Origin of the sequence: Nocardia sp. NPDC050718, from assembly GCF_040654235.1 — a bacterium.
Lineage (GTDB): Bacteria > Actinomycetota > Actinomycetes > Mycobacteriales > Mycobacteriaceae > Nocardia.
Genome location: NZ_JBFAHQ010000003.1, coordinates 270094 through 295532 on the forward strand (window position 1 = coordinate 270094; position 25439 = coordinate 295532).

Here is a 25439-nt window from a genome sequence, read left to right on the forward strand (position 1 = left end):
TCTGGAGGCATGCGCGATTCACTGAAGGATCGAGTCCGGCGGAAGTTGCAGCGTCAGCTCGCCGAGGACGGCCCCGACCCCGAACGCGACGACTCCCGCAGCATCTCGGTGGCCGACGATCTCGAGGCGCTCGAGATGGTGCCGTCCGACGATCCCCTCGTCGAGGAACTCGCCCAGCGCTACCTGGTCTTCTGATGCGCCTGGCCGCCCAGCGGCGGTAGCTGCGGCAGCGGCTTGGTGCCGAGCCAGACCGCGAACAGCGGACGCAGCGGCGCCACACTGTAATGACCTGCCAGATCCACGAATTCCTCGGTGGTGACCGAGGCGTGTCGATAGCGCGCGGTCCATTCCCGGATCAGTTCGAAGAACAGGTGGTCGCGCAGTTCCAGCCGCAGCGCGTGCAGGGTGAGCGCGCCGCGCTTGTAGACCCGGTCGTCGAACATGTCCTTGGGGCCGGGATCGCCGACGATGATGTCCTGCGGCTGCCGGGCCAGATTCGCCCGCGCCGCCCTGGCCAGCTGATCCGCGGTCGGTCCGCCGGCGGCCTCCGACCAGATCCACTCGGCGTAACAGGCGAAGCCCTCGTGCAGCCAGATGTCGCGCCACTGCTTCAGGGTCAGGCTGTTGCCGAACCACTGGTGCGCCAGTTCGTGCGCGACCAGCCGCTCCGAACCACGCTTGCCGTCGCAGTGATTGGCGCCGAACACCGAGATGCCCTGTGCCTCGATCGGGATGTCGAGTTCGTCGTCGGTGACGACCACGGTGTAGTTCTCGAACGGGTACGGGCCGAACTTCTCGGTGAACAGCGCCATCATCTCGGGCTGCCGGGCGAAGTCGTGGTCGAAGTTCGCGCGCAGCCGCTGCGGGATGACGGCCTGCATCGGCACCGGCTCGCCGGGCGCGCCGATCCGGTGCTTGCGGTAGTTGCCGATCTGGATGGTCGCCAGGTAGCTGGCCATCGGCTCGGGCGCCTCGTACACCCAGGTGGTCTGGCTGGCCTTGGCCTGCTTGCGGACCAGGGTGCCGTTGGCCAGGGCGTAGAACGGGCTGTCGGTGGTGATCGAGATCCGGTACGACGCTTTGGAACTCGGGTGGTCGTCGCACGGGAACCAGGAGGCGGCGCCGTTGGGCTGGCTGGCCACCAGCGCGCCCTCGGTGAGCTCCTCCCAGCCGACCTCGCCCCACGGCCCGCGCACCGGCCGCGGCGTGCCCGCGTAGTGGACGGTGATCTCCAGGACGCCGCCCGCGGGGATCTTCTGCTGCGGGGTGATCGCCAGCTTGCCCTGCTGATGGCTGAACTTCGCGGCCTTGGCCCCGTTGACCAGCACCTTCGACACCGTCAGCGCCTGCGACAGATCGAGGGTGAACCACCCCCGCACGGTGGTCGTGACCGCGATGATCACCGCGCGCCCGGCCAGCCGGTTGCTGGCGGGCCGGTAGCCCAGCTCCAGCTCGTACCTGGACACGCGGTACCCACGATTGCCGTTCTGTGGCAGGTAGGCGTCGATCGGTTCCTCGTAGAACTTGCTCCGCATCAGGCGGCTCCGCGCTGCCTCGACTCCGGCGTCGAGGCGGTCCCGGACCACGGCGAGATGGGGTTGCCCCACCAGCGGGTCGACGGCGGGACCACGTCGCCGCGCATCACCAGCGAGGCCGGACCGATGGTGGCGCCCGCGCCGATATGGGCGGCGGGCAGGGCGACGCAGTGCGGGCCGAGGGTGGCGCCCGCGTCCAGTGTCACCGTGTCCATGGACATGATGCGGTCGTGGAACAGATGGGTCTGCACCACGCAGCCGCGTTCCACGGTCGCGCCGTCACCGAGTGTCACGAGGTCTGCCTCCGGAAGCCAATAGGACTCGCACCATACCCCGCGGCCTATCTTGGCACCGAGTCCGCGAAGCCACAGATTCATCACGGGAGTACCCGTGGCGGCGCGGGCGAACCAGGGCGCGGCGACGGTCTCGACGAAGGCGTCGGAGACCTCGTTGCGCCACACGAACGAACTCCACAGCGGATGCTCGACGGCCCGAATCCGCCCGACCAGCAACCACTTCGCGGCCACCGCGATGGCACCGGCCAGCGCGCCCGCCGCCATCAGGACCAGGCCGGACAGCAGGGCGGCGACGAGGTAGTCGGAATGCTGGGCGATCAGGGCCAGCACGAACAGCACGCCGAGGCCGATGGCGAAGGTCACCATCACCGGGATCAACCGGCAGGTCTCGACGAACGCGCGTGCCACCTTCAGGCGCAGGGGCGGATCGAATGTGCGTGAGGTGTCGCTGGATTCGGCCGCCCGGCGCAGCCGCACCGGCGGGCTGCCCAGCCAGGACGAGCCGGCCTTGGCCTTGCTCGGCGCGGCCGAGAGCACCGCGACCAGCCCGTTCTTGGGCACCCGGCGACCGACCGCGGTCATGCCGGAGTTGCCGAGGAAGGCGCGCTTGCCGACCTTGGCCTCGCCGATGCGCAGCCAGCCGCCGCCGAGTTCGTAGCTGGCGATCATGGTGTCGTCGGCCAGGAAGGCGCCGTCGGCGACCACGGTGAACTTGGGCAGCAGCAGCACGGTCGAGGCTTCGACGTTCTTGCCGATCCGCGCGCCGAGCAGGCGCAGCCACAGCGGGGTCAGCAGGCTGGCGTAGAGCGGGAACAGGAAGGTGCGGGCCGAGTCGAGCAGGCGTTCGGTGGCCCACACCTGCCAGCCGGTCCGGCTGCGCACCGGGTGGTAGCCCTCGCGCAGGCCGATGCCGAGCAGGCGCACGGCGATCACGGTGGCCGCGGCGTACACGGCGAGACTGAGCAGGGTCGCCACCGGCAGGATGGCGAAGCCACGCAGCGCGGCGGCGCCGATGGTGGTCTCCTCGCGGACCCACCAGGCGATGAACGTGCCGCCGACGGCCAGCCCGAGGACCGGCATCGCGGCCAGCGCCATCGAGGACAGGCCGAAGACGACCAGCCAGTGCCGGGCCCGCTCGGGGGCGTGGTCGGGCCAGCGGCGCGGGGCCTTGCCCGCCTTCGTCGCGGGCGAGCCCGCCCATTCCTGTTCGGCCTTGACCTTGCCGGACACCGCGGAACCGGGCGCGATCTCGGCCTTCTTGCCGATCTTGGTGCCGGGCAGCAGGATCGAGCGCGCGCCGATCACCGCGCCGTCGCCGATGGTGATGCCGCCGATGTGCACGAGGTCGCCGTCGACCCAGTAGCCGGACAGGTCCACCTCGGGTTCGACGCTGGCGCCGTCACCGAGTTCGAGCATGCCGGTGACCGGCGGCAGGGTGTGCAGGTCGACGCCCTTGCCGATCTTCGCGCCGAGTGCCCGCGCGAACGGCACCATCAGCGGTGCGCCGGACAGGCTTTCGGCACCACTGGCCTCCGACAGGCGCACGGCCGCCCACAGCCGCAGGTGCACCAGGGAGCCGCGCGGATAGGTGCCGGGGCGCAGCCCGGCCAGCAGCACGCGCGCGCCCGCGACGCACAGCGTCATCCGGCCCAGCGGCGAGATGAACAGCACGAACGCCAGCGCGATCCACCACCAGGACAGCCGCGGCAGCCACGGCAGCGAGCCGGACCAGCCCGCGATCGCCGACACCACCGCCAGCCAGGTGACCCACTGCAATCCGGTGAGGGTGGTCAGCGGGATGGTGGCCAGCACCTGGGTGAGTTGCGCGCGCAACGGCGTCGGCGCGACGACCCGCTCGTCGACCGCCGCGACCGGCGCGCTGCCGTCGAGCAGTTCCACCAGCGAGCCAAGCCGGGGATGGTCGTACAGATCGGCGACGGTGATGTGCGGATACCGCTCGCGCAGCGCGCCGACCAGCTGGGCCGCCGACAGCGAGCCGCCACCCAGATCGAAGAAGTCGGCGTCGAGGTCGGTGGCCTCGGCGCCCAGGATGGCGTCCCACAGCCCGGCCACCCAGGCCGCCGTGCCGCCGAGACCGGATTCGGCCTGGTCCTCGGCGCTCGGCAGCGGCCAGGGCAGCGCGTTGCGGTCGACCTTGCCCGAGGTGCGGGTCGGCAGGTCGGGGACGACCGCGAGCCGCGGCACCAGCGGGGCAGGCAGCTGTTCGGCCAGAATCTCCCTGGCCTTCTTGACGTCGAAGTCGGGGCCCGCGCCGGTGAGGTAGCCGACGAGGATCTTGTTGCCCGCCTTGGTGGTCCGGATGGCGGCGGCCGCGCCGCTGACGCCGGGCAGGTGTTGCAGCGCGTTGTCGATCTCGCCGAGCTCGATGCGCCGGCCGCCGATCTTGATCTGGTCGTCGGCCCGGCCGAGGAAGATCAGGCCCTGATGGTCGTTGCGGACCAGATCGCCACTGCGGTAGGCGCGTTCCCAGCCCAGCGAGGGCAGCGGGGCGTACTTCTCGGCGTCCTTGGCCGGGTCCAGGTAGCGGGCCAGGCCGACGCCACCGATGACGAGCTCGCCGGTCTCGCCCTCGGGCACCGGGTTGCCCTGCGGGTCGACGACGGTCAGGTCCCAGCCGTCCAGCGGCAGGCCGATGCGGATCGGCATGCCGCCGTCGAGCAGCGCGGCGCAGGCGACGACGGTGGCCTCGGTGGGCCCGTAGGTGTTCCACACCTCCCGCTCGGCGCCACCGGCGAGACGTTCGGCCAGTTCCGGCGGGACGGCCTCGCCGCCGAAGATCAGCAAGCGCACCGAGTCGAGCGCCTCGGCGGGCCAGGTGGCGGCCAGTGTCGGCACCGTGGAGACGATGCTGATCTCGCGGCGCATCAGCCACGGGCCCAGGTCGGCGCCGGTGCGGACCAGGTCGCGCGGGGCGGGGACCAGGCAGGCGCCGTTGCGCCAGGCCAGCCACATCTCCTCGCAGGAGGCGTCGAAGGCCACCGACAGCCCGGCCAGCACCCGGTCGCCGGGGCCGATCGGGGCACGCTGCAGGAACAGCCTGGCCTCGGCGTCGACGAAGGCGGCGGCATTGCGGTGGGTGACCGCGACGCCCTTCGGCGTGCCGGTGGAACCGGAGGTGAAGATGATCCAGGCGTCGTCGGCGGGGGTCGGCAGGGTGTTCCAGTCCGAGGCGGGCGTGCGGCCCGCGGCCGCGGTGGCCGACTCGATGCCGTCGCCGGTGGCCAGCGCGCTCACCCTGGCCTCGCCGAAGACCAGCCGGGCCCGCTCCTCCGGGTCGTCGGCGTCGACGGGGACATAGGCGGCGCCGCAGTAGAGGACGGCCAGGATCGTGACGTACAGCGCGGCGCTGCCCGAGGGCATCCGCACGCCGACCCGGTCGCCGGGGCGGACGCCCGCCGCGGTCAGCTCGGTCATCCTGGCCTCGATCGCGGCGATCAGCTCCATGTAGCTGAGGACGACGGTGCCGTCGTCGATGGCCGGTGCGTCGGGGTGGGCCAGGGCGGTGCTGGTCAGGATGTCTACCAGGGTGCGCGGCGGCGCGGCCAGGTCGGCGCGCAGGAGTGGATCACGCAACCGGCTCGCCGGGTCCTCAGTGCGTGGCTCGAGCATGGCGCTCAGTCCACCTCTCATCGGTCGACCCCCATCGGTGGTGTTTGTTGTTTCACGGGCGGGTTACCGGAGGGCAAACAGGATGGTCACCAGATGCCAACGGTACTCGGAGAAGGTGTGGCCGGACGGCAGCGCGAGGCGTGCCGTCGGCGCCGATCACGACGGTGCGTCCGGTGACTCGCCGAGCGCGGTCAGCGTCAGCCGGTGCAGCGTGCGCTGTTCCTCGGGGTCGAGCCGCTCGAGCACGCGCGCGGTGGCCTCGGCGATCAGCCGGTCGGTGCGCTTGCACTGCTTGCGCCCGGCCTCGGTGATCCGCAGCCGGTATTTGCGGCGATCCGTGCCGTCGCGGGTGCGTTCGACCAGGCCGGCGCGTTCCAGCGCGTCGACCAGCCGGACGACTTCGCTGCGGTCGATGCCGAGGGCGTCGCCGACCTTCTTCTGCGTCAGGTCGGCGTTCTCCTCGATGAAGGTGAGCACCCAGTGATCGCGCAGCGGGACATCGATCTCGGCGTGCAGTGCCTTGGTGAGCCGTCCGAGCGCGTACACCGGATAGCGCGGCAGGCCGCGGACGGAGTTCGAGTTCGTGGACATGACGGCCACCCTAACAGATAGTGGGGGAGCTCAATCATTTGGGTGATCCACAATGGGGTTCGGAGATGGTTGTGTGGTGAACGCGTGAGGGGCAACACATCGGCAATCGGCGGTGCGCGTCGATGATGGTGCGGGCGTTGGGGTTACGGGCCGCAAGGCGATCGAGTGAGCGTGCACCGGCCTGCCGACGCCGACTCCGATCAGGGATAGCCGACCACGTTGCGAGCGCCCGGTTTCCGCGCTCCGACGTAGGCGTTGGAACGCTGCGCGACCTGGCGATACGTGGTGGAGTCGGGGGCCAATTCGGTGAGCTCGAAGGAGACCTTGCCGTCGTGATCGTGGTGGATGACCAGGGAATCGTCGACGACCTGGTAGATCGCGCGGAGCTCGCCCTCTGCCCAGGCCGCCAGGTACCGCACGGCGACGGCGCGGGTGAGCGCGAGACGCCAGTACATGCGCGCCGAGTCACGCAGGCGTTCCGTGGTGATCCCCGGGTACCAGCCGTATCCGTCGCGGTCGCGGAGGGCGTCCGGATCGGCGGCATCGGCGTCGGAGTCCGCCGGTACCCAGTCGCCGAGGTCGACCCACAGGATCTCACCGTCGTGTACTTGGTGCCCACCGCGGGTCACTCGCCCGGAAGGTGGCCGCCGTGGCGGTTTGGCGCGTTTGCCCAGGACTGTGACGGCGGGGATTTCCGGCAATGCGGATCCGGCGGGGACGCCGAGCGATGGTTCATCGGTGGCAGGTGCAGCGCCGGGCCGTAGGCGATCAGCGACGCCGACCGGCTGATAGTCGGGGGTGTCCTCGCGGACGAATCCGAGTGCGCGATCGAACGCGGACAATCCGGCGGCCGGGGTGCAACCGTCGAGGCACATCAGCGTGCGCCCCTGCGAGAACACCGATTCCGCTGGGACCGAGCGCTTTCCGTTCTCGTCGAAGGCGCGCCGGAGCACCTGCGCGGCGACGATCACGATGGAGGTGTCCGACGGGCTGGTGTGTTCCGCGCAGCGGGTGACGTGCCCGACGTGCGCCGATGCCGACTCGGCATAGAACAGGTAATAGGCGGTGGCACCGAAATGTGTTGCGGCGTCGATCAGATCGGCGCGCTGGGCGGCGGGCAGGGCGCCCGCTTTGACGAGTTCGCCGCGGCGGGCCCGCTTGGCCTGGATCAGCAGGCGTACCTCGCGGTCACCTGAGGGATCCTGCACGCGGTAGATGAAGTCGGCGCCGACGCCGCGTCTGCCGCGTGCCCGGTTGCCGCCTTCCTCTGGCCGGGTCAGCAATCGCACGCTGCGTCGGTCGCCCTCGTCCGACCTGGTCAGCAATCGCACTCCGGCCGGTGCGCGGGTCGCCGAGCCCCACGCCGAACAGCGCCGGGGCGGCTCGCAATCGGGGCAGGCCGCGTCGATGCGGTAGTCGACGCCGGTGAGGTGGCCGAGCAGGATCTCGGTGAACGTCTCCTCCTGCCAGGGGAACTTCCGCGCGCCCAGGTGCTGCAATCGGTACACGCTCTGGCAGCTGAGCCTGCGTGCCGCGATCGGGTCGACGAAGATCTCCGCGGGGAACTCAGACATCGAGCGGGATGTCCACGGTCGGGCGCAACGCCTCCAGCTGGGTGACGTAGGCGCTGAGCACCCGCTCGTACAGGTCGTCGACCTTGGCGTGGCGCACGGTGATGACCATCGAATACCGGATCGGCTGCGCCGAGGTCGTGGCGTGACCCGACTGCCGCGCGGTGTGGTGGATGTCGAAGACGGGATTGCGCAGGCTGGTGACCCGCTTGCTGCGCTCGGCGTGCAGCACCGTGTCCCACTTGCGCGCGTCGCGGCGCAGGGACTCGGTCTCCGGCTCGGTGGCACGGAAGAACGGCGCCGAGTCCGGGTGGATTCTGGTCGGTTCGGCGAACTTCTCGTCGTGCGGGCGGAAGGTGACGTCGAGGCCGCTGCGGGTGTAGCTGCCGGGGTCGGCGGGGTCGACCGGGGTGGCGTAGACCAGCGTCGCCCGGATGCGCACCATGCCGGCGGGGAGCGCGGCGGGTAGCGGGATCTGCGCGCGCAGGTACTTGGCGGGGGTCAGTTCGCCCTGGTAGAGCACCCTGGCTTCGCCGTCGCCGCACAGCACGAGCTCGGCCAGCGTCGCGGCGATCCGACCGTGGCCGGAATCGGAATCCGGTGAGCTGCCGCGCCGTTCGGCGGTGTGCACGAGCAGCGCCTTGAGGTCGAGCGCGCCCAGCTTCGGCCCGAACAGGGTGCGCGCGCCGAGGGCGGCGCGCAGGGCCATCGGCGCGGCGAAGCTGGTGCCGGAATCGGGGATCGCGGTGCCGTCGGGTCCGACGACGTGGAACGGCTCGTGATCACTGCCACCGAAGGCGAGGAGATCCGGCTTCACCGTGCCGGGCGAACGGCCCGGCCCGATCGCCGAGTAGGGCGCGCGATTCCACTGGGCGCCACTGCGATCCGAGGACCCGATCGCGAGCGCGTTGACGCTGTCGGCGGGCACCTGCACGCGGGCGTTGCCGCTGGGCCGGTCGGCCTCGCCGTTGTTGCCGACGGCGATGGTGGCCAGGGTGGTGCCGTCGCTGAGGTAGTCGTCCCAGAACGCGGTCCAGGCGTGCACCTCGTCGTCCTCGATCGGCAGTTCGGGGCCGATGCTGACGTTCACGAACTCGTATTTGCGCTGGCGCAGCACCGTATCGATGCGATCGATCGCGGCGTAGAGCTCGCACTGGTCGTCGTCGGTGTCCTCGTCCAGGACCTGGTAGTGGTCGACGTAGCCGTAGGGCACCGGAACCGGCTGCGTGGGATCGACACTGCCGAACAGCAGCGCCGAGGTGACCCGGTGGCCGTGGTCGAGGTAGTTGCGATGCGGCGGCGCGCTGTCGGCGAAGGTGTGCGCGTCGACCCAGCGGGTGAGCGGGGTGCGGGCGGGCAACCCGCCGTCGAACACCGCGACGGTGAGTTCGCGGTCGGTCGGCTCGGCCGTCGGCAGATCGGGCCGGAAGCCGGACAGCGTTGCGGTGGCACGGATGTCGCGGCCGAGTTGGGTGCGCATCCGCGGCATCCGGCGGATCACCCTGGTGTAGGAGTAGCCCGCCAGCTCGGCGATCGCGGCGTGCGTGCCGGTGACCGGGACGAAGGCCAGCCCGCCGTTGTCGAGCCTGCGGTCGATCGCCACGGACAGGTCGAGATCGCGGGAGAAATCGAGCAGGCCCTGGAGGGCGATATCGCGGTCGGAGTGCAGGACCAGCTCGGCCACGGTTTCCGAATCCGGCTGGGCGCCGGTCAATCTCAGGCGGTCGGCGGGGGAGTTGAGCCGGAAGTCCGCGAGGCTGACGATGCCCAGCTCGCCGCCGCGCAGCGGATCGTCGGCGCAGATGCGCGCGGCCAGCAGGCGCAGGTTGGCGCGGGTGGTCGCCAGGAACAGCAGGGTGCTCGCCCTGGGCGGGTGACCGTTGCCGGACGGGGCGATCGTCACCGGCCTGCTGCCCAGCGGGTCGAACTCCATCGACGCGAGCAACCTTGTCGGATAACCACTCTTGGACACGTACTGCGGATGCAGGGTGACGGCGGTGACCGTCTCGTCGTCCGGACAGGCCACCTTGGGCAGCGCGATCGCGGTCTCGCTCGCCGTGCGTACCAGCGGCGCGAGCCGGACCCGCGCCTGCGCGACCGTATCCGGCGGCGGTGGCGAACCGCCGCCTCTGCTGGGGACGATCGGTGCGGTCAGCCGTTCACCGAAGCCGATCAGAAATCGCGGTCCGGCCACCCGAAATCCCCCCAGCGAGCACGTTATTCCCGTCGGTGCGTGAAGCCACGGAGGGTATCGCGCGACACCCCCGTCAGCGCGCTGATCTGGCGCTGAGACAAGCCTGACATGCCGACCAGGGTCTGTGCCAGCTGTAACCGATCGGTCCGCGGAAGTTCAGCTACCAGACGCGCGGAGTGCTCGGCCAGCATGCCGGGCAGTGGCTGGTCCTCGAGCACGCAACGCCGCCGCAACCGCAGCATCGTGCGTTCGATGTCATTGAACGACAAGCCTTTCGACGCGAGGGCGGCCGCGTCGACGGCGGCGTCGGGCAGCGGTTGCCCGGCGAAGCGGCGGATCGCCTCGCCGCGCTGCGATGTCTCCGGCAGATCGAAGGTGACGGTGACGTCGAAGCGCCGCCACACCGCCGGGTCGAGCAGGTCGGCGTGATTGGTCGCGCCGATCACCAGGCCCGCGCCGGTGGGCCAGTCGTCGATCTGCTGGAGCAGCACCGTGACCAGCCGTTTCAGCTCGCCCACATCGCGGTCGTCGTCGCGTCGCTTGGCGATCGCGTCGAGTTCGTCGAGGAGCAGGACACACGGGCGCTGCTTGGCGTAGTCGATGGCGTGGCGCAGGTTGGTGCCGGTCTTGCCGAGCAGGCTGCTCATGATCGTGGCCAGGTCGAGCACCACCAGCGGTAACGACAGCTGGTGGGCCAGCCAGGCCGCGGCCATGGTCTTGCCGACCCCGGGCGGACCGACGAACAGCAGGCTGCGCGCCGGGGCGAGATCGGCGGCGGCGAGCCGGTCGGCGTGCTTGCGTTCGTCGACGATCTGGGTGAGCACGCGGTAGGTCTCGGCGGGCAGGATCGGCACCTCGGCGGTCGCGTCGGGCGCCACCACGCGCAGCAGCGGCAGGCGGCTGTCGCCGTCGACCGGGATCGGTGAATCGAGTTCGGCACGTAGGGGATTGGCGCGCGTCGGGTTCTGCCGCAGCAAGCCGATCAGGGCCTCGGCCAGTTCCGGGCAGTCGGTCCGGTGCCGTCGCGCGGCGCGGCGGACGAACATCGTCACGTCCTGTTCACGGCCGGCGAGGGCTACCCGGGCCAGGTGGACGAATTCGTCCGCCAGATCGGCGTTCACGTCCGCCGGTGTGGATCTTATGGCGTGTGACATGGTGTTCTTCCGATCGAAGGCATGGACTGATTTTGCTTCACTCGATCGTACGGCGTCCATCGCGGGCAAAGTTCACCCCTTGTGTACCGGTTTGACATCGGAACCCACCCGCAGCGCCACATTGATCTGCCGAGTCGTCGGCGTAGCTGTCGCCTTTCGTCGGATGCTAGTGGCGCGCGGGGTGCGCGTCGGCGATTCCCGTCGGCTCGGGCGCGCCGATCGGGGTGGTTGACAGCGCGCGGGATCGTCTGCCACTCTCGGAACAGGTCACGAGTACCAGCGACAAGCCCCGGCTAGCTGGTCGGCAACCCTCCTCCGCGGTGGGGTGCTCCGGGTGACGACCAGGCCGCCGTCCGCAGTGGGCGCGGCAAGCGCGGACTCGCAGCACCCTTTCGGGAACGAGTCCCTGAGCCGACGGGATTTCGTCATGACCGCAGTTATCGACCCCACCTGTGCCCTGGCCACCGTGTCCGGTGCGGACCTGCGGGTTCCGCTCGTGCAGGGCGGGACCGAGGCGTACGCCAACTTCGACTACGCGGCGAGCGCGCCGGCGTTGCAGCAGGTCACCGACCGGATTTCGCAGCTGCTGCCGTACTACGCCAGCGTGCACCGCGGTGCCGGGTACGCCTCGCGGATCTCCACCGAGTGCTACGAGGCCTCGCGCGGCGCGGTCGCCCGGTTCCTCGATGCCGCCGACGACCAGGTCGTCGTGTTCACCCGCAACACCACCGATTCGCTGAACCTGCTGGCAGGCTGCGTGCCGGGGGAGACCGTGGTGCTCGATATCGAGCACCACGCGAACTTCCTGCCGTGGACCGCGCACGGGCGCCGGGTGGTGCGGGCCGCCGACACCGTCGAGGAGACCATTCGCCGGGTCGTCGCCGAATTGTGCAGCAAGCCCGCCGCTCTGCTCGCGGTGACCGGGGCCTCCAATGTCACCGGTGAGGTGCTGCCGCTGGAGCGGCTCGCGACCATCGCCCACCAGTGCGGCGCCCGGATTCTCGTCGACGCGGCGCAGCTGGCGCCGCATCGCCGGATCTCCCTGCGCGAGACCGGGATCGACTATCTCGCCTTCTCCGGGCACAAGCTGTACGCGCCGTTCGGTGCCGGGGTGCTGGTCGGCAGGCGGGACTGGCTCGATGCCGGTGTGCCGCACCTGGCCGGTGGTGGCGCGGTGCGCAAGGTCGGTGTGGCGCAGGTCGACTGGGCCGCGGCGCCGCAGCGGCACGAGGCCGGGTCGCCGAATGTGCTGGGGGCGGCCGCCATCGCCGCCGCCTGTGACGCGCTCGCCGCGATCGACGCGGACGATCTCGTCGCACACGAGCGGTTCCTGGCCGACCGGCTGCGGGACGGACTGTCCGCGATCCCCGGTGTCGATCTGGTGCGGATCTGGTCCGACAGCCCCGACGCCGTCGGCATCGTTTGTTTCACCGTCGCCGGTCGCGCCCCCGGCGAGGTCGCCGCCTACCTCTCCGCCGAACACGCCATCGGCGTCCGCGACGGCCGCTTCTGCGCCCACCCCCTCCTCGCCGCCCTCGGCCTCGACGCCGCCCTGCGCGCCAGCATCGGCCTCGGCACCACCGCCGCCGACGTGGACCGCCTGATCGCCGCCATCACCACCCTCGTCGACTCCGGCCCCACCTGGACCTACGCCACCACCGACGGCCTCTGGAACCCCACCCCCGAAACCCGCCCCCTCACCCCCGACACCCTCACCGGCGCCGCCCCCTGCCTGCTCGGCTGAGTTCACCTCGCATGCCCGGTCCCGCCTGGATAGCGGGGCCGGGCTCGTCGTTTCCGCCGGTCAGGTGTCGAGGGCGGTGGGGCGGTGGTATTTGCCGTTGTAGTAGAGGAGGGGGGCGGCGGTGGGGGATTCGTGGGTTTGGTCGTGGACTCGGGTGACCAGGCCTACGGCGAGGGTGTGGTCGCCGATGTCGATGAGCTGGTGGAGGGTGGTGCGGAGCCAGAGGGGGGTGCCGTGCAGGACGGGCTCGCCGGTGTCGAGGGTGGTCCACAGGGAGCGGTCGGTGAAGCGGTCGGCGGCGGTGCGGGAGAAGCGGTGGGCCAGGTGGTGCTGGTGTTCGCCGAGGAAGTGGATGACGACCGAGTCGGCGGCGCGCAGGGCCTCGATGCTCGACGAGGTGTGGGCGATGTTGAACGACACCAGGGGCGGTTCGAGGGACAGCGAGGCGAAGGAGGTGGCGGTGAAGCCGACCGGGCCATGCTCGGCGCCGATCGTCACCACGGTGACACCGGCCGGATAGTGCCGCATCGACTCCCGGTACTGCTCGGCCGTGATCCCGCTCAGATCGTCGGGAACCACCAGCTCGGACGGAGTACGTCGCACTTCACTCACCCGCCCCAAACTACGCCCGTGCCGCGACCGCGCCCAGGGTCCGGTCGGCCCGGTGGGCGCACATCACACCCGCTCAGGCTCAGTCGACCTCGATCGGCAGCCCGGCGGTGATCCGCACGAGTTCGCGGAAGTTGGTGCGGAACACCGTGTTCGGATGACCGCCGGCGGCCCACACCTCGGTGTGCTCGGCCAGCGCGGTGTCCACCCAGGTGGGCAGGTTGGTGGGATGGCCGACGGGGGCGGTGCCATCGATCGGCTGACCGGTGATGCGCTCGACCAGGGCGGTGGGCGCTGGCGTGAGGGTGCCCTCCAGGCGTTTGCCGGTGCGCGTCAGGTCGACCTGGTGGTGGTCGGCGACCAGCAGCAGGACGGGATCGTCGTCGAGCAGGAAGACCTGGGAGGTGGTGATCGCGGTGGGATGGGCGCCCATCGCGCGGGCGGCATCGGCGGCGGTGGCAGCGGGCGTTTCCGGCGAAACGATGACGCCGTGATGCCCGCGGGCGATGAGCGTGTCGGCGACGCGGCATGCGACCGCCGGAAGAGACGACCTGCGCATGAAATCCAGAGTAGGACGATTGCGGGAAATATGCCGGGGGAGTGGATTTTTGGGGTCGACCCCAGGGGCTGCGCGCATCCCTGGCGGCGCGCCAATAGACTCGGCACATGACTGATTGGCAAGCCTTCACCGTCGAGATCGCCGACCACGTTGCCCAGGTCACACTGACCGGGCCGGGTAAGGGCAACGCGATGGGACCCGACTTCTGGCGCGAGCTGCCGGAGATCTTCCGCGAGCTCGACGCCGACCCGCAGGTGCGGGCCGTGGTGCTCACCGGCGCGGGCAAGCACTTCTCCTTCGGGCTCGACCTGGCGGCGATGGGCGGCATGCTCGCGCCCGTGCTGGCCGACGACGCGAAGGCGGCGCCGCGCACCGAGTTCCTCAAGGTCGTGCGCGGGATGCAGGACTCGGTGACCGCGGTCGCCGAGTGCACCAAGCCGGTGATCGCGGCCGTGTCCGGCTGGTGCATCGGTGGTGGCCTGGACCTGATCGCGGCCGCCGACATCCGGCTGGCCAGCGAGGACGCCAAGTTCAGCCTGCGTGAGGCGAAGGTCGCGATCGTCGCCGACATCGGCTCGCTGCAGCGCCTGCCCGGCATCATCGGCGAGGGCAACCTGCGCGAGCTGGCCTACACGGCCAAGGACATCGACGCCGCGCGCGCCGAGCGGATCGGCCTGGTCAACGAGGTGTTCGCCGATCAGGAGGCCGTGGTCGCGGCCGCGCACGCGATGGCGCGCGAGATCGCCGAGAACCCGCCGCTGGTGGTGCAGGGCATCAAGGACGTGCTCGAGCACCGGACCGCGCCCGCGGTGGCCGACGGCCTGCGCTACGTGTCGACCTGGAACGCGGCCTTCCTGCCGTCCAAGGACCTCACCGAGGCCATCACGGCGGTCTTCCAGAAGCGCGCGCCGGAGTTCAAGGGCGAGTAAAGGTAGGTCAAACGGTTGCCCCGGTGACCGTTCTGTCTACATACTTGCATCACACAACTAATTGATTGATGCAAGTAAAGGTGAAGAGCATTGGTTGAGAACGAGCCCTCGATCGACGCGATCGCGGTCCAGCTCGTCCGGCTGCACCGGCTGCGGGACCGCACGCTGGCCCAGATCAAGGACCGCTCCGGCATCGACCCGGCGGGCTTCGTGGTGCTGTTCCGGCTGGTCTGCGACGGGCCGATGCGCTCGGGCGCGCTCGCCGAGGCGGTGCACTCGGACGCGTCGACGGTGAGCAGGCAGGTCGCCCAGCTGGTCGAACGCGGGCTGGTGCGCCGGGTCGCCGATCCCGACGACGGCCGCGCCACCGTGCTGGAGGTGACCGACCAGGGCCGGGAGGTCGCCGAACGCATCCGGACCCGCCGCCGCGAGTCCGTCGCCATCGTCACCGAGGACTGGTCGGGTGACGACCGCGCGACCTTCGCCGCGCTGCTGACGCGCTTCGTCGACGACTACGACGCGGCCCGCCCGACCCTGCTGACCCGCTCGACCGCACTGAGCACTACCGCGATGGAGAACGATTCGTGACGACAACCGCGGCCCCGGTGGACTCACCCGCCGGCTTCACCCACCGCCAGATCCTGACCATCCTGTCGGGCCTCATGCTCGGCATGCTGCTGGCCTCGCTCGATCAGACGATCGTGTCGACCTCGATCCGCACCATCGCCGACGACCTGCACGGCTATTCGTTGCAGGCCTGGGCGACGACGGCCTACCTGATCACCGCGACGATCAGCACCCCGCTCTACGGCAAGCTCTCGGACATGTTCGGCCGCAAGCCGTTCTTCCTCACCGCGATCGGGCTGTTCGTCATCGGCTCGCTGCTGTGCACGTTCGCCACGTCGATGTACCAGCTGGCGGCCTTCCGCGCGTTCCAGGGTCTGGGCGCCGGTGGTCTGATGTCGCTGGCGCTGGCCATCATGGGCGACATCATCAGTCCCCGGGAACGGGCCCGCTACCAGGGCTATTTCCTCGCCGTGTTCGGCATCTCGAGCGTGCTCGGGCCGGTGCTCGGCGGTCTGCTGGCCGGGCAGGACACCATCCTCGGCATCACCGGCTGGCGCTGGGTGTTCCTGGTGAATGTGCCGCTGGGCCTGCTCGCGCTGGTCGTGGTGACCCGGGTGCTGCAGCTGCCGCGTAAGCCACACGCCACCCACCGCATCGACTTCGCCGGCGCGCTGGTGCTCGCGATCGGTCTGGTGCCGCTGCTGATCGTGGCCGAGCAGGGGCGTGAATGGGGTTGGGGCAGTACCGCGTCGGTGATCTGCTATCTGATCGGCGCGGTGGGCGTCGTCGGGTTCGTCGCGGTGGAGAAGTACATGGGTGACGCGGCGCTGATCCCGCTGCGCATCTTCTCGAACACCACTTTCGCGCTCGGCGTGGTGATCTCGTTCGTCGTCGGCGCCGCCATGTTCGGTGGGATGCTGCTGCTGCCGCAGTACCTGCAGGTCGTGCGGGGTGCCGGGCCGACCGAGGCGGGTCTGCAGATGCTGCCGATGGTGCTCGGCCTGATGCTCGGCTCGATCCTGTCGGGCAGGCTGATCTCGAAGACCGGCCGGTACCGGGCCTTCCCGGTGATCGGCGCGATCACGCTGACCATCGGCCTGTTCCTGCTGCACCTGCTCGACGCCGACAGCCCGCTGTGGCTGGCGATGATCTTCATGGCGCTGACCGGCTTCGGTCTCGGCAATCTGCTCCAGCCGATGACGCTGGCGCTGCAGAACGCGTTGCCGCCCGAGGACATGGGCGTGTCCACCGCGTCGGCCACGTTCTTCCGGCAGATCGGCGGCACCCTCGGTGCCGCGGTCTTCCTGTCGATCCTGTTCTCGCTGCTCACCCCGAACATCACCGAGCAGATGCAGCAGGCGGCCACCGATCCCACCTACCAGCAGGCCGTGGTCACGGGTGCGCAGAGCGCCAACCCGGCCGACGCCGCGCTGGCCGAGGGGCTGCTGGCGCACGACACCTCGGCGGCGGGCCAGGTGCTCGAGGACAGTTCGATCATCCAGCAGCTGAACCCGGTGCTGGCCAAGCCGTTCCAGGTGGGCTTCGCCGACTCGATGTCGACGGTGTTCCTGGTGGCGACCGCGGTCGCGGCGCTCGCGCTGCTGCTGGTGCTGTTCTGGAAGGAGGCTCCGCTGCGGATGCAGGGCGGCATCCAGGCGGCCGGTGACACCAAGGCCGCCGATGCGGCAGGCGCGCTCGCCGACACCGCGGCCCAGACGACCGAGTCCGGTACCGATCGCAGCGACGACGCGGGTGGCCGCGTCCGCGCCGGGGCACCCCCGGCATGATCGAGGGATGAATCGAACCGGCAGCGGCGGAGCGGGACGGCGGATACGCCGCCTGCCCGCCGCTGTCGGCTATCTGCTGGTCGGCGGGCTGACCGGGGTCGCGGCGCTGTTCGCGGTGGTCGCGCTGGCCATCGTCGCCGCGGCGAGCCTGATCGGGATCGGGATCCCGGCGCTGCCCGAGGCGGTGAAGCTGATCCGCCCGCTGCTCACCCTGGAACGGCGCAGGGCGGGGCGGCGACTCGGCACGCCGATCACCCCGGCCTACCGGCCGCTGACGGGTGACCTGCGCGAACAGCTCGCGACCCTGGCCGCCGACCCGGCGAACCGCCGCGACCTCGCCTGGCTGGTGCTGCACGGCACGATCGGACTGCCCCTGGCCGGCCTGGCGGTGGCCCTCCCGGTGAGCGCGGTGCAGCATCTGGTGCTTCCGGTGCTGTGGCGGGCGGGCGTGGACGGGTTGGAGGGGAGCAACGGGCTCGTCGTGCACTCCTGGCCGACGGCCGCGGTGTCCGCGCTGATCGGACTCCTCTTCGGCGCGCTGACCCTGCGCACGCCCGACGCGGCGACGGCCCAGGCGAAGGTCGCTCGCTCCCTGCTGGCCCCGGACGAGCACGCCCTGCTGGCCGACCGCGTCGCCGAGCTCACCGCGACCAGGGCCGCCGCCCTCGACGCGCACGGCGCCGAACTGCGCCGCATCGAGCGCGACCTGCACGACGGCGCCCAGGCCAGGATCGCCGCGGTGATCATGCAGCTCGGCCTGGCCGAGCAGCTGCGCGACCGCGACCCCGACGCGGCGGCCCGGATGGTGCGCACCGCCCAGGACACGGCGTCGGCGGCGCTGGCCGAACTGCGCGACGTGGTCCGCAGCGTCTACCCGCCGGTGCTCTCCGATCGGGGCCTGGCCAGTGCCGTCTCCGCGCTGGCCGCGCGCAGCCCGATCCCGTGCGTGGTGGAGCTGAACGGGATCACGCGCAGGCCGATGGCGGTGGAGGCGGCGGCCTATTTCGTCATCGCCGAGGCCGTCACCAATGCCACCAAGCACTCCGCGGCCGGGAATCTGTCGATCGAACTGAGCGGACCACCCGCACTGCTGACCGTGGCGATCCGCGACGACGGCGTCGGCGGCGCGACGGTCACCGAGGGCGGTGGCCTGGCGGGCATCCGCCGCAGGGCCGAGGCGCTCGACGGCCGGATGACGCTCGACAGCCCCGCCGGTGGGCCTACCCTGGTGCGCGTGGAGTTGCCGTGCGGGTCGTGATCGCCGAGGACGACGCCCTCCTCCGGGAAGGCCTGGTCCTGCTGCTGAAGACCGCCGGGATCGAGGTGGTCGCCGCCGTCGAGGACGCCGAGGACTTTCTCGCGGTGGTCACCGCCGACCGCCCGGACGTGGTGGTGGTCGACGTGCGGCTCCCGCCGACCTTCACCGACGACGGCCTGCGCGCCGCCGTGCGGGCCAGGACCGTGCACCCCGGCCTGCCGGTTCTCGTGCTCTCGGCCTATGTCGAGGACAGCTACGCCGCCGAACTGCTCGGCGACGGCGCGGGCGGGGTGGGCTATCTGCTCAAGGAGCGGGTCGGCAAGGTGGACCGATTCCTCGATTCGCTGCACCGGGTCGCCGCGGGCGGCACCGCGATGGACCCGGAGGTGATCGCGCAGCTGCTGGTGCGCCGCCGCGTGGACGACCCGCTGTCGACACTCACGGCCAGGGAACGCGAAGTGCTCGCGCTGATGGCGGAGGGCCAGGACAACTCCGCCATCGCCGCCGGCCTCGTCGTCACCGAAGGCGCTGTGCTCAAACACATTCGCAGCATCTTCGCCAAGCTCGGCCTGGCCGCCGACGAGTCCGGTCACCGCCGGGTGCTCGCGGTGCTCACCTATCTCAACGCCCGGCCGGGACGGCCGTGAGCGGTCACCGCACCGCGCCGGACCCGGCCTCGTCGCGGCAGGTCAGGTCGGTAGCGGGCAGCGTCCCGTCGAGCAGGTAGGTGTTGACGGCGGCGCTGACACAGTCGTTCGGATAGTTGCCGTAGATCCAGTGGATCGGCACGTCCGGCAGGGTCACCAGTCGCGAGCCGCGCAGCGCCCGGTGCATGCCGAGCGCGCCGGGGTAGGTGGTGCGGGTATCGCCGGTGGACTGCACGATCAGGCTCGGCACCGCGTTGTCGACCACGGTCTTCGGCTCGGCGGGCGGCGCCCAGAACGCGCACGGCGTGATGTTGTTCGTGAACGCCCCGAACAGTGGCTGATCGGCACGGCTGTCTTCGATATTGCGCCAGTACCAGGCGGGATCGCGCGGTGTCGCCGCGTCGCCGCACAGCACGGCGGTGGCGGTGGACAGGTCGCGTGGCTCCGCTTTCAGCATGAAGGCCAGGGTGGCGGCCAGCTGCGGGTCCGGCGTCACGGTCGCGCCGTCGGCGGCGTCGGCGAGCTGACGGAGCTGCCCGGCCAGCATCGGATACTTGCGCGGATCGTCCAGCCCGGCGAACAGGATGTTCGGCAGGCTGTGCTGATCGACGGTGAACTCGCCGATCCGGATCGGCCGGTCCTTCGCCCGGCGCACCATCGCCTGGATGAATTCGCGCACCGCGAAACGGTCGGTGCCGAAACGGTATTCGTCGGCGTGCGCGGCGGCCCAGGCTGCCCACAGATCGAAGGCGGCCTCGTTGGCCGGGCCCATGTCGCGCAGCAGATCGGTCGCGCCGTAGCGCTCGGGGTCGACCGCGCTGTCGAGCACGAAGTGGTCGGCGCGATCGCCGAAGAGCTGGGTGTACACCGCGCCCAGGTAGGTGCCGTAGGAGGTGCCGTAGTAGCTGATCCGGTCCTCGCCGAGGACCGAGCGGATGAGATCCATGTCGCGGGCGGTGTTGCGGGTGGTGATGTGGCGCAGGCGGGCGCCCTCCGTCGTCGCGCACCGGGCGGCCAGCTCGGCCTGGCGGACGGTGCTCGCGGCGAAGTCGGCCGCGTCGAGTCCGGCCGACTGGGTCCAGAACCCTTCTTGCCAGCGGCAATTCACCGGTGTGGAGCGGCCGATGCCGCGCGGGTCGAGGCCGATCAGGTCGTAGCGGGCGGCGACCTCGGGGGTCATGCCGCCGCGGATGTCGACGACGAAGTCGAGGCCGGGGCCACCGGGACCGCCGGGGTTGGACAGCATCACCCCGCGCCGCTGTGCCGGATCGGTGGCGGGCAGGCGGGAGATGGCGACGGTCATCGTCGCGCCTCCCGGGTCCGAATAGTCCACCGGCACCGTGACATCGGCGCACTGCGCGCCCGCCGGGTCGAGGCGGGGATCGTCGCAGGATCGCCAGGACAGCGCCTGGTGGCGGAAGTCGTCGAGCGGGTCGGCCGACGCCGGTGCGGTGGTGAGCAATCCGAGGGTGGCGGTGGCGGCGAGCGCGGCGGTGATCAGGCGCTTCATGATGCGCACACGATCGTGTCGAAGGCCTGATCGACCAGTTTCGCCTGCTCCTCGCTGCGGGGCAGCTCGTTCACCACGAGGGTGACGGCGACGCCCTCGGCGGTGACGCCGGTGTGGGTGCCGAAACCGGGGATGCTGCCGCCGTGCCCGGTCACCTGGTCGCCGCAGGAGGCGGTGCGCTGGATCAGGCCCAAACCGTAACCGGCCGTGGGCATCCGGTCGAAGGGTACGGTGCGGCGCATCTCGGCGAACTGGGCGGCGGGCAGCAGCTTGCCGTCGAGCAGGGCGGTGAAGAAGCGATTGAGGTCGGCGCCGGTCGCGATCATGTCGCCCGCGGTGTCGGCCCACGAGGGATCGAGCTCGGTGAAATCGACTCGGGTGCCGTCGATCTCTTGATAGCCGCGCGAGTGCGGGGCGCGCAGGCCGGAGTCGCCCGCGGCGGGCGTGTAGGTGTCGCGCAAGCCGAGCGGTTCGAGGATCCTGGTGGCGATCTCGGCGGCCGTCGGGCGGCCGGTGACCCGCTCGATCAGCATGCCGAGCAGCACGTAGTTGGTATTGGTGTACACCGCGCGGGCGCCCGGCTCGTACTGCGGCGGCATCGTCATCGCGATGCGCACCAGCTCGGCGGGGGTGAAGTGCTGTCGGCGCGCCGCCTCGGTGGCGATATCGAGCTGCGGGGAGCCGGGATCGGTGGGCTTGCTCGGATCGCCGCTGGCCAGATACTCGGGCAGACCGCTGGTGTGCTGGAGCAACTGCCGCACGGTGACGCGATTGCCGTCGTTGCCGTTGCCGTGCACCACGCCGGGTAGGTACCGCTCGACGGGCGCGTCCAGCTCGACCCTGCCCTCGGCGACGAGTTGCAGCAGCACGGTCGCCACGAAACTCTTGGTATTGCTGCCGATCCGGACGAACGCGCCGTCGGGAATCGGCGCGCCCGAGGCGAGATCGCCGACGCCCGCGGTGACGGTCCGCTCGCCCGCGGGCGTGGTGATCACGGCCTGGGCACCGGGGAAGCCCGCCCGCACCAAGGTTTCGAGGGCCTGGCGCACCTCGGGCGCCGGTGCGGCCACCGGGGTGGTCGCGCTACCGCACGCGGGCACGGCGAGCAGTGCGGCGGCGCAGGCACCCACGGCGACGAGGCGACGGGACCTGCTGCGAAATAGCTTCATGAGCTGCGCTTTCCTCCTGCTGGAACGTGCTTTTCGGTGACTGTTCCGAGCGTAGGAAGACGCGCGCCTCGCGCCCATGCCGCGCGCGCCCGAATCGAAGGTGGTGCCAGCACTACCGACCCAGGGGTGGGGAAGGTGAAACGCCCATGGTGGGGCGGGAACTCCCCCTAGGGGTGGCTGTTTCGACGCTCGCGCGCCCATACCGTTCATCTCGTCGAAAACGAACACAGAGGAGCGAACGACATGCGCATCAAAACCACCATCGCCGCCGGACTGCTGGCTGCCGCGACCGTCGCCGGGGTGTCGACGGTCGCGGCGGGCAACGCCGCCGCCGGCCCGTACGGCACCTACTACGGCACCTACGCCACGCTGGCCGCCTGTCGCGCCGACGGCGAGTCGTCCTACACCGGCGGCTACTACTGGGAGTGCACCGAGAACTGGGACGGCTGGGACCTCTACATCTGGTACTGAGTTACCCGCACGTCCGACCCAGGGGCATCCGGCGACGCCGGGTGCCCCTTCTCGGTGTTCGGCTAGATTGTCGGTCTGAGTTCCCCCAGTGAGAGAGATTGGCCGCGCATGCTGACGTTCGCCGTGCTCGGTGAGATCCGTGCCTGGCGCGACACGGTCGAGCTCGACCTCGGCTCCCGGCAGCAGCGGGCACTCCTGGCCGCCCTGCTGCTGCGCACCGGCCGCTCGGCCACCGTCGACGAACTGATCGACGACGTCTGGGGCGAGAACCCCACCGCCAGCGCCGTCGGCGCGCTGCGCAATCACATCCTGCATCTGCGCCGGATCCTCGAACCCGACCGGGCGGCGGGGGAGCCGCCGCGGGTGCTGGTCGCGCTCGGCGGTGGTTACGCGCTGCGGGTGCCTGCGGGCTGCGTGGACATCGAACAGGTCGACGACCTGATGGACTCCCCGCACACCGACCCCGCCGCGGCGGGCGACACCGTCGACGCCGCGCTGCGCCTGTGGACCGGCACCCCGCTGGCCGGGCTGCCTGGCCCGTTCGCCGAGCGACAGCGTGCCCACCTCGCCGATCGCAGGCTCGTGCTGCTGGAACAACGCGCCGAACTCGACCTGCGCCGCGGTCGCTACGCCGAGGCCGTCGCCGACCTCACCCCGCTGTGCGCCGAGCATCCCCTGCGGGAGCGCCCGCGCGCGCTGCTGATGACCGCGCTCTACCACTCCGGCCGTCAGGCCGAGGCGCTGCGCGTCTACGCCGACACCCGGCGTGAGCTCGTCGACCAGCTCGGGATCGAGCCCGGTCGCGAGCTCGCCGACCTGCACCGGCGCATTCTGGCCGGTGAGCTGAGCGCGCCGCGCGAGCCGGTAGCACCCGCCCGGCCGCAGCCGCCGCAGCGGGTCGCGCAGCTGCCCGCCGACGTCGTCGACTTCACCGGCCGCGCCGAGGTGGTCGACCGGCTCGCCGCCCGGCTCACCGCGACCGGGACCGGGGTGCCGGTCTGCGCGATCGGTGGCATGGGCGGGATCGGCAAGAGCGCGCTGGCCGTGCATGTGGCGCACCTGGTGCGCGAGCGGTTCCCCGACGGGCAGCTGCACGTCGACCTGCGCGGTTTCGCCGCGGACCGCGACGGCGGGGCCACCGCCGCCGACACCCTCGGCGACTTCCTGCGCGTCCTCGGCGTGCCGGAGGGCGAGCTGGCTGCTGGCGCCGCCGAACGCTCGGCGCAGTTCCGCAGCAGACTGGCCGGGAAGCGGGTGCTCGTCGTCCTCGACAACGCCCGCTCGGTCGACCAGGTCGCGCCGCTGATCCCCGGGACACCCGGGTCGGCGGTGCTGGTCACCAGCCGCTCGGCCCTGCCCGAGCTGCCGGGCACCACCGCGGTGCGCCTGGACGTGCTCACCGACGCCGAGGCGCACAGCCTGCTCGCCGGCATCGCGGGCGCCGACCGGATCGCGGCCGAACCCGAGGCGGTCGCCGCGGTGCTCGGCGCCTGCGGTGGGCTGCCACTCGCGGTCCGCATCGTCGGGGCCCGGCTGGCCGCGCGTCCGGCCTGGACGGTGCGGATCGTGGCCGAGCGGCTGCGCGACACCGCCCAGCGGTTCAGCGTCCTGCGCACCGGCGAACTCGCCGTCGAGCTGGCCTTCCGGATCAGCTACGACCAGCTCGACACCGGGCACGCGCGGGCGTTCCGGATGCTCGCGGTGCCCGAGGTCGGCGAGATCTGCGCCGAGGGCGCCGCCGCCATCCTCGAGCTCGACATCGCCGCGGCCGAGCAGGTGTGCGAAGACCTTGTCGACCTGAACCTGCTCGAGACCACCGCGCCGGGCCGCTACACCTATCACGACCTGCTGCGCCTGTTCGCCAGGGAACTGCCGGTCACCGGCGCCGCCGACCCACCGCTGACCGCGCTGCGCAGGCTGCTCGACTTCTACCTCGCCACCGTGAAACACGCTGTCGCGATCTGCAATCCGGGGACCCGGCTGCCCGAGCACCTGCGCCCGACCGCGGCGCCCGGCGTGCGGTTCGCCGACGAGCACGCGGCCCAGGCGTGGCTGGCGGGCCAGCGGCACAACCTGGTCTCGCTGTATCGCCAATGCGCGCAGGCGGGCGGCCCGATGCTGGCCCCCGCCGCCGATATCGCCTGGGCCACCGCCGAACTCATCGACGGCGGCGCGAACTGCATCGAGGTGGCGCGGGCACTGGAGGAGCTGCTCGACGCCGCGCTGTGCGCGGGGGACCGCTCGGTGGAGTGCCGGGTGCGGGTGGCACTGGGCGCGCTGTTCGCCTACTCGCTCGGCGCGCTGCGCCAGGGCCGCGACCATCAGCGCATCGCGCTCTCGCTGGATCGCGGCACCATCAGCGACGCCAGGCTCACCGCGTTCGCCGCGCAGCTGCTGTCGTCCTCGACCCGGCGCGGGACCGAAACGGCCGCGCCGCTGGCCCATTCGGCGCGGGCGATCCGGCTGGCCCGCCGGGTCGGCGACCGGGCGATCGAATGCGCGTGCCTGGTCCACGAGGTGAAGACCTACTCCGACGCGGGCGATTTCCCGGCCGCGCGCGAGCGGGCGATCACCGCGCGGGCGCTCGCCGCCGAACTGGGCAACCGGTCGCTCGAGGTGATGGCGATGCACGAACTCGGGGTCACCCTGGTCTATCAGGGCGAGACGGCCGAGGGCGTGCGGCTGTGCGAGGAGGCGGTCGCGCTCGGCCGGGCGGGCGGGATCGAACTGCGGCTGGGCTGGGCGCTGTCGCGGCTGGCGCACGTGCTGCTGATGGCGGGCCGGGCCGCGGACGCGGAACCCGTCGTCGACGAGGCGATCCAGGTGCTGACCCGCGCGATCGGGCCGCTGACCAGGGCCAGGGTGCTCGTGCTCCAGGGCCTGATCAAGCAGGCCACCGGGCAGCCGGGGGAGGCGGAGGAGTCCTTCGTCGCCGCGGCGGAGGCGTTCGAGTCGATGCAGGACCCGCAGCTGACCCACGAGCGGCTCGACGCCGAACTGGAGGCGCCGGTGCTGGCGCTGCTGCACGACCACCTCGCCGCGCTGCGCGCTCGTCGCGGCATCATCGCCGCGTCATAGCGGCATCATCGCCGGGCACGAAAAATCCTGGGACGCTGGCGAACACAACTGTTCACGCGATAGATTGCCCTATGTACCCGGTTGTCGCGCCAGCGCGCCGCGTCGTCGCCGGGGGGTCGGCGGTTCGGACCGGGACAACG

At 71.2% G+C, this 25439-nt stretch carries 19 protein-coding genes and 1 riboswitch; of the genes, 9 read left to right on the plus strand and 10 right to left on the minus strand.

From position 1 onward, the window contains the following. Positions 1–9: 9 nt before the first annotated feature. Positions 10–195, plus strand: coding sequence for a hypothetical protein (locus tag AB0H54_RS15625; protein ID WP_355280869.1), 186 nt, complete (start codon positions 10–12; stop codon positions 193–195). Here the strand turns inward: AB0H54_RS15625 and AB0H54_RS15630 are convergent. From AB0H54_RS15630 to AB0H54_RS15655, 6 genes are all read right to left on the minus strand, one after another. Then, positions 180–1535, minus strand: coding sequence for a M1 family metallopeptidase (locus AB0H54_RS15630; protein WP_357346089.1), 1356 nt, complete (start codon positions 1533–1535; stop codon positions 180–182). The two genes, AB0H54_RS15625 and AB0H54_RS15630, sit on opposite strands and share 16 nt — an antisense overlap. Continuing rightward, positions 1535–5461: a Pls/PosA family non-ribosomal peptide synthetase gene (locus tag AB0H54_RS15635; RefSeq protein ID WP_357346091.1), complete on the minus strand. Its 3927-nt coding sequence runs from the start codon at positions 5459–5461 to the stop codon at positions 1535–1537. Before AB0H54_RS15635 ends, AB0H54_RS15630 begins: the two co-directional genes overlap by 1 nt. A gap of 156 nt (positions 5462–5617) precedes the next feature. Next, the gene (locus AB0H54_RS15640; RefSeq protein ID WP_355280866.1) at positions 5618–6052 is read right to left on the minus strand and encodes a MarR family transcriptional regulator; all 435 of its coding nucleotides are present in this window, start codon (positions 6050–6052) and stop codon (positions 5618–5620) included. 200 nt (positions 6053–6252) lie between these two features. Next, positions 6253–7626, minus strand: a complete 1374-nt coding sequence (locus tag AB0H54_RS15645) for a hypothetical protein (protein ID WP_357346093.1) — start codon at positions 7624–7626, stop codon at positions 6253–6255. After that, complete coding sequence (locus AB0H54_RS15650; protein WP_357346095.1) at positions 7619–9817, minus strand: S8 family peptidase; 2199 nt, start codon at positions 9815–9817, stop codon at positions 7619–7621. The genes AB0H54_RS15645 and AB0H54_RS15650 overlap by 8 nt, the downstream gene beginning before the upstream one ends. A 23-nt stretch (positions 9818–9840) precedes the next feature. Beyond that, positions 9841–11031: an ATP-binding protein gene (locus AB0H54_RS15655; protein ID WP_357346097.1), complete on the minus strand. Its 1191-nt coding sequence runs from the start codon at positions 11029–11031 to the stop codon at positions 9841–9843. 205 nt (positions 11032–11236) lie between these two features. Next, positions 11237–11351: riboswitch (SAM riboswitch) on the plus strand. Positions 11352–11398: 47 nt separating this feature from the next. Here AB0H54_RS15655 and AB0H54_RS15660 point away from each other — a divergent pair. After that, a complete protein-coding gene (locus AB0H54_RS15660; protein WP_357346099.1) occupies positions 11399–12715 on the plus strand; it encodes an aminotransferase class V-fold PLP-dependent enzyme in 1317 nt (438 codons plus the stop codon). Positions 12716–12775: 60 nt separating this feature from the next. Here AB0H54_RS15660 and AB0H54_RS15665 read toward each other — a convergent pair whose 3' ends face one another. Both AB0H54_RS15665 and AB0H54_RS15670 read right to left on the minus strand, forming a co-directional pair. Next, complete coding sequence (locus AB0H54_RS15665; protein ID WP_355280863.1) at positions 12776–13327, minus strand: flavin reductase family protein; 552 nt, start codon at positions 13325–13327, stop codon at positions 12776–12778. 79 nt (positions 13328–13406) lie between these two features. After that, on the minus strand, positions 13407–13883 hold the full coding sequence (locus AB0H54_RS15670) for a YbaK/EbsC family protein (protein WP_355280861.1): 477 nt from the start codon (positions 13881–13883) through the stop codon (positions 13407–13409). A gap of 107 nt (positions 13884–13990) precedes the next feature. Between AB0H54_RS15670 and AB0H54_RS15675 the strand changes: the two genes are divergently transcribed. The 5 genes from AB0H54_RS15675 to AB0H54_RS15695 all read left to right on the plus strand — a co-directional run bounded on the left by AB0H54_RS15675 (position 13991) and on the right by AB0H54_RS15695 (position 19071). Then, positions 13991–14812, plus strand: coding sequence for a crotonase/enoyl-CoA hydratase family protein (locus AB0H54_RS15675; protein ID WP_355280860.1), 822 nt, complete (start codon positions 13991–13993; stop codon positions 14810–14812). Between the two features lie 90 nt (positions 14813–14902). Further along, positions 14903–15400 (plus strand): MarR family transcriptional regulator, encoded by a 498-nt coding sequence (locus tag AB0H54_RS15680; protein ID WP_357346102.1) that lies wholly within the window; start codon positions 14903–14905, stop codon positions 15398–15400. Beyond that, complete coding sequence (locus AB0H54_RS15685) at positions 15397–17166, plus strand: MDR family MFS transporter (RefSeq protein WP_357346104.1); 1770 nt, start codon at positions 15397–15399, stop codon at positions 17164–17166. The genes AB0H54_RS15680 and AB0H54_RS15685 overlap by 4 nt, the downstream gene beginning before the upstream one ends. A 7-nt stretch (positions 17167–17173) precedes the next feature. Beyond that, entirely contained in the window at positions 17174–18424 is a 1251-nt protein-coding gene (locus AB0H54_RS15690) for a sensor domain-containing protein (RefSeq protein WP_357346106.1), read from the plus strand. After that, complete coding sequence (locus AB0H54_RS15695; RefSeq protein WP_357346108.1) at positions 18412–19071, plus strand: response regulator transcription factor; 660 nt, start codon at positions 18412–18414, stop codon at positions 19069–19071. Before AB0H54_RS15690 ends, AB0H54_RS15695 begins: the two co-directional genes overlap by 13 nt. Positions 19072–19075: 4 nt before the next feature. On the opposite strand, the gene AB0H54_RS15700 is transcribed toward AB0H54_RS15695, so the two are convergent. Continuing rightward, positions 19076–20581: an alpha/beta hydrolase gene (locus AB0H54_RS15700; RefSeq protein ID WP_357346110.1), complete on the minus strand. Its 1506-nt coding sequence runs from the start codon at positions 20579–20581 to the stop codon at positions 19076–19078. After that, a complete protein-coding gene (locus tag AB0H54_RS15705) occupies positions 20578–21750 on the minus strand; it encodes a serine hydrolase domain-containing protein (protein ID WP_357346112.1) in 1173 nt (390 codons plus the stop codon). Before AB0H54_RS15705 ends, AB0H54_RS15700 begins: the two co-directional genes overlap by 4 nt. 243 nt (positions 21751–21993) lie before the next feature. Here AB0H54_RS15705 and AB0H54_RS15710 point away from each other — a divergent pair, with 243 nt between their 5' ends. Both AB0H54_RS15710 and AB0H54_RS15715 read left to right on the plus strand, forming a co-directional pair. Next, positions 21994–22221, plus strand: coding sequence for a hypothetical protein (locus AB0H54_RS15710; protein WP_218720726.1), 228 nt, complete (start codon positions 21994–21996; stop codon positions 22219–22221). Positions 22222–22329: 108 nt separating this feature from the next. After that, positions 22330–25299: a BTAD domain-containing putative transcriptional regulator gene (locus AB0H54_RS15715; protein ID WP_357346114.1), complete on the plus strand. Its 2970-nt coding sequence runs from the start codon at positions 22330–22332 to the stop codon at positions 25297–25299. The last annotated feature ends 140 nt before the right edge of the window (positions 25300–25439 follow it).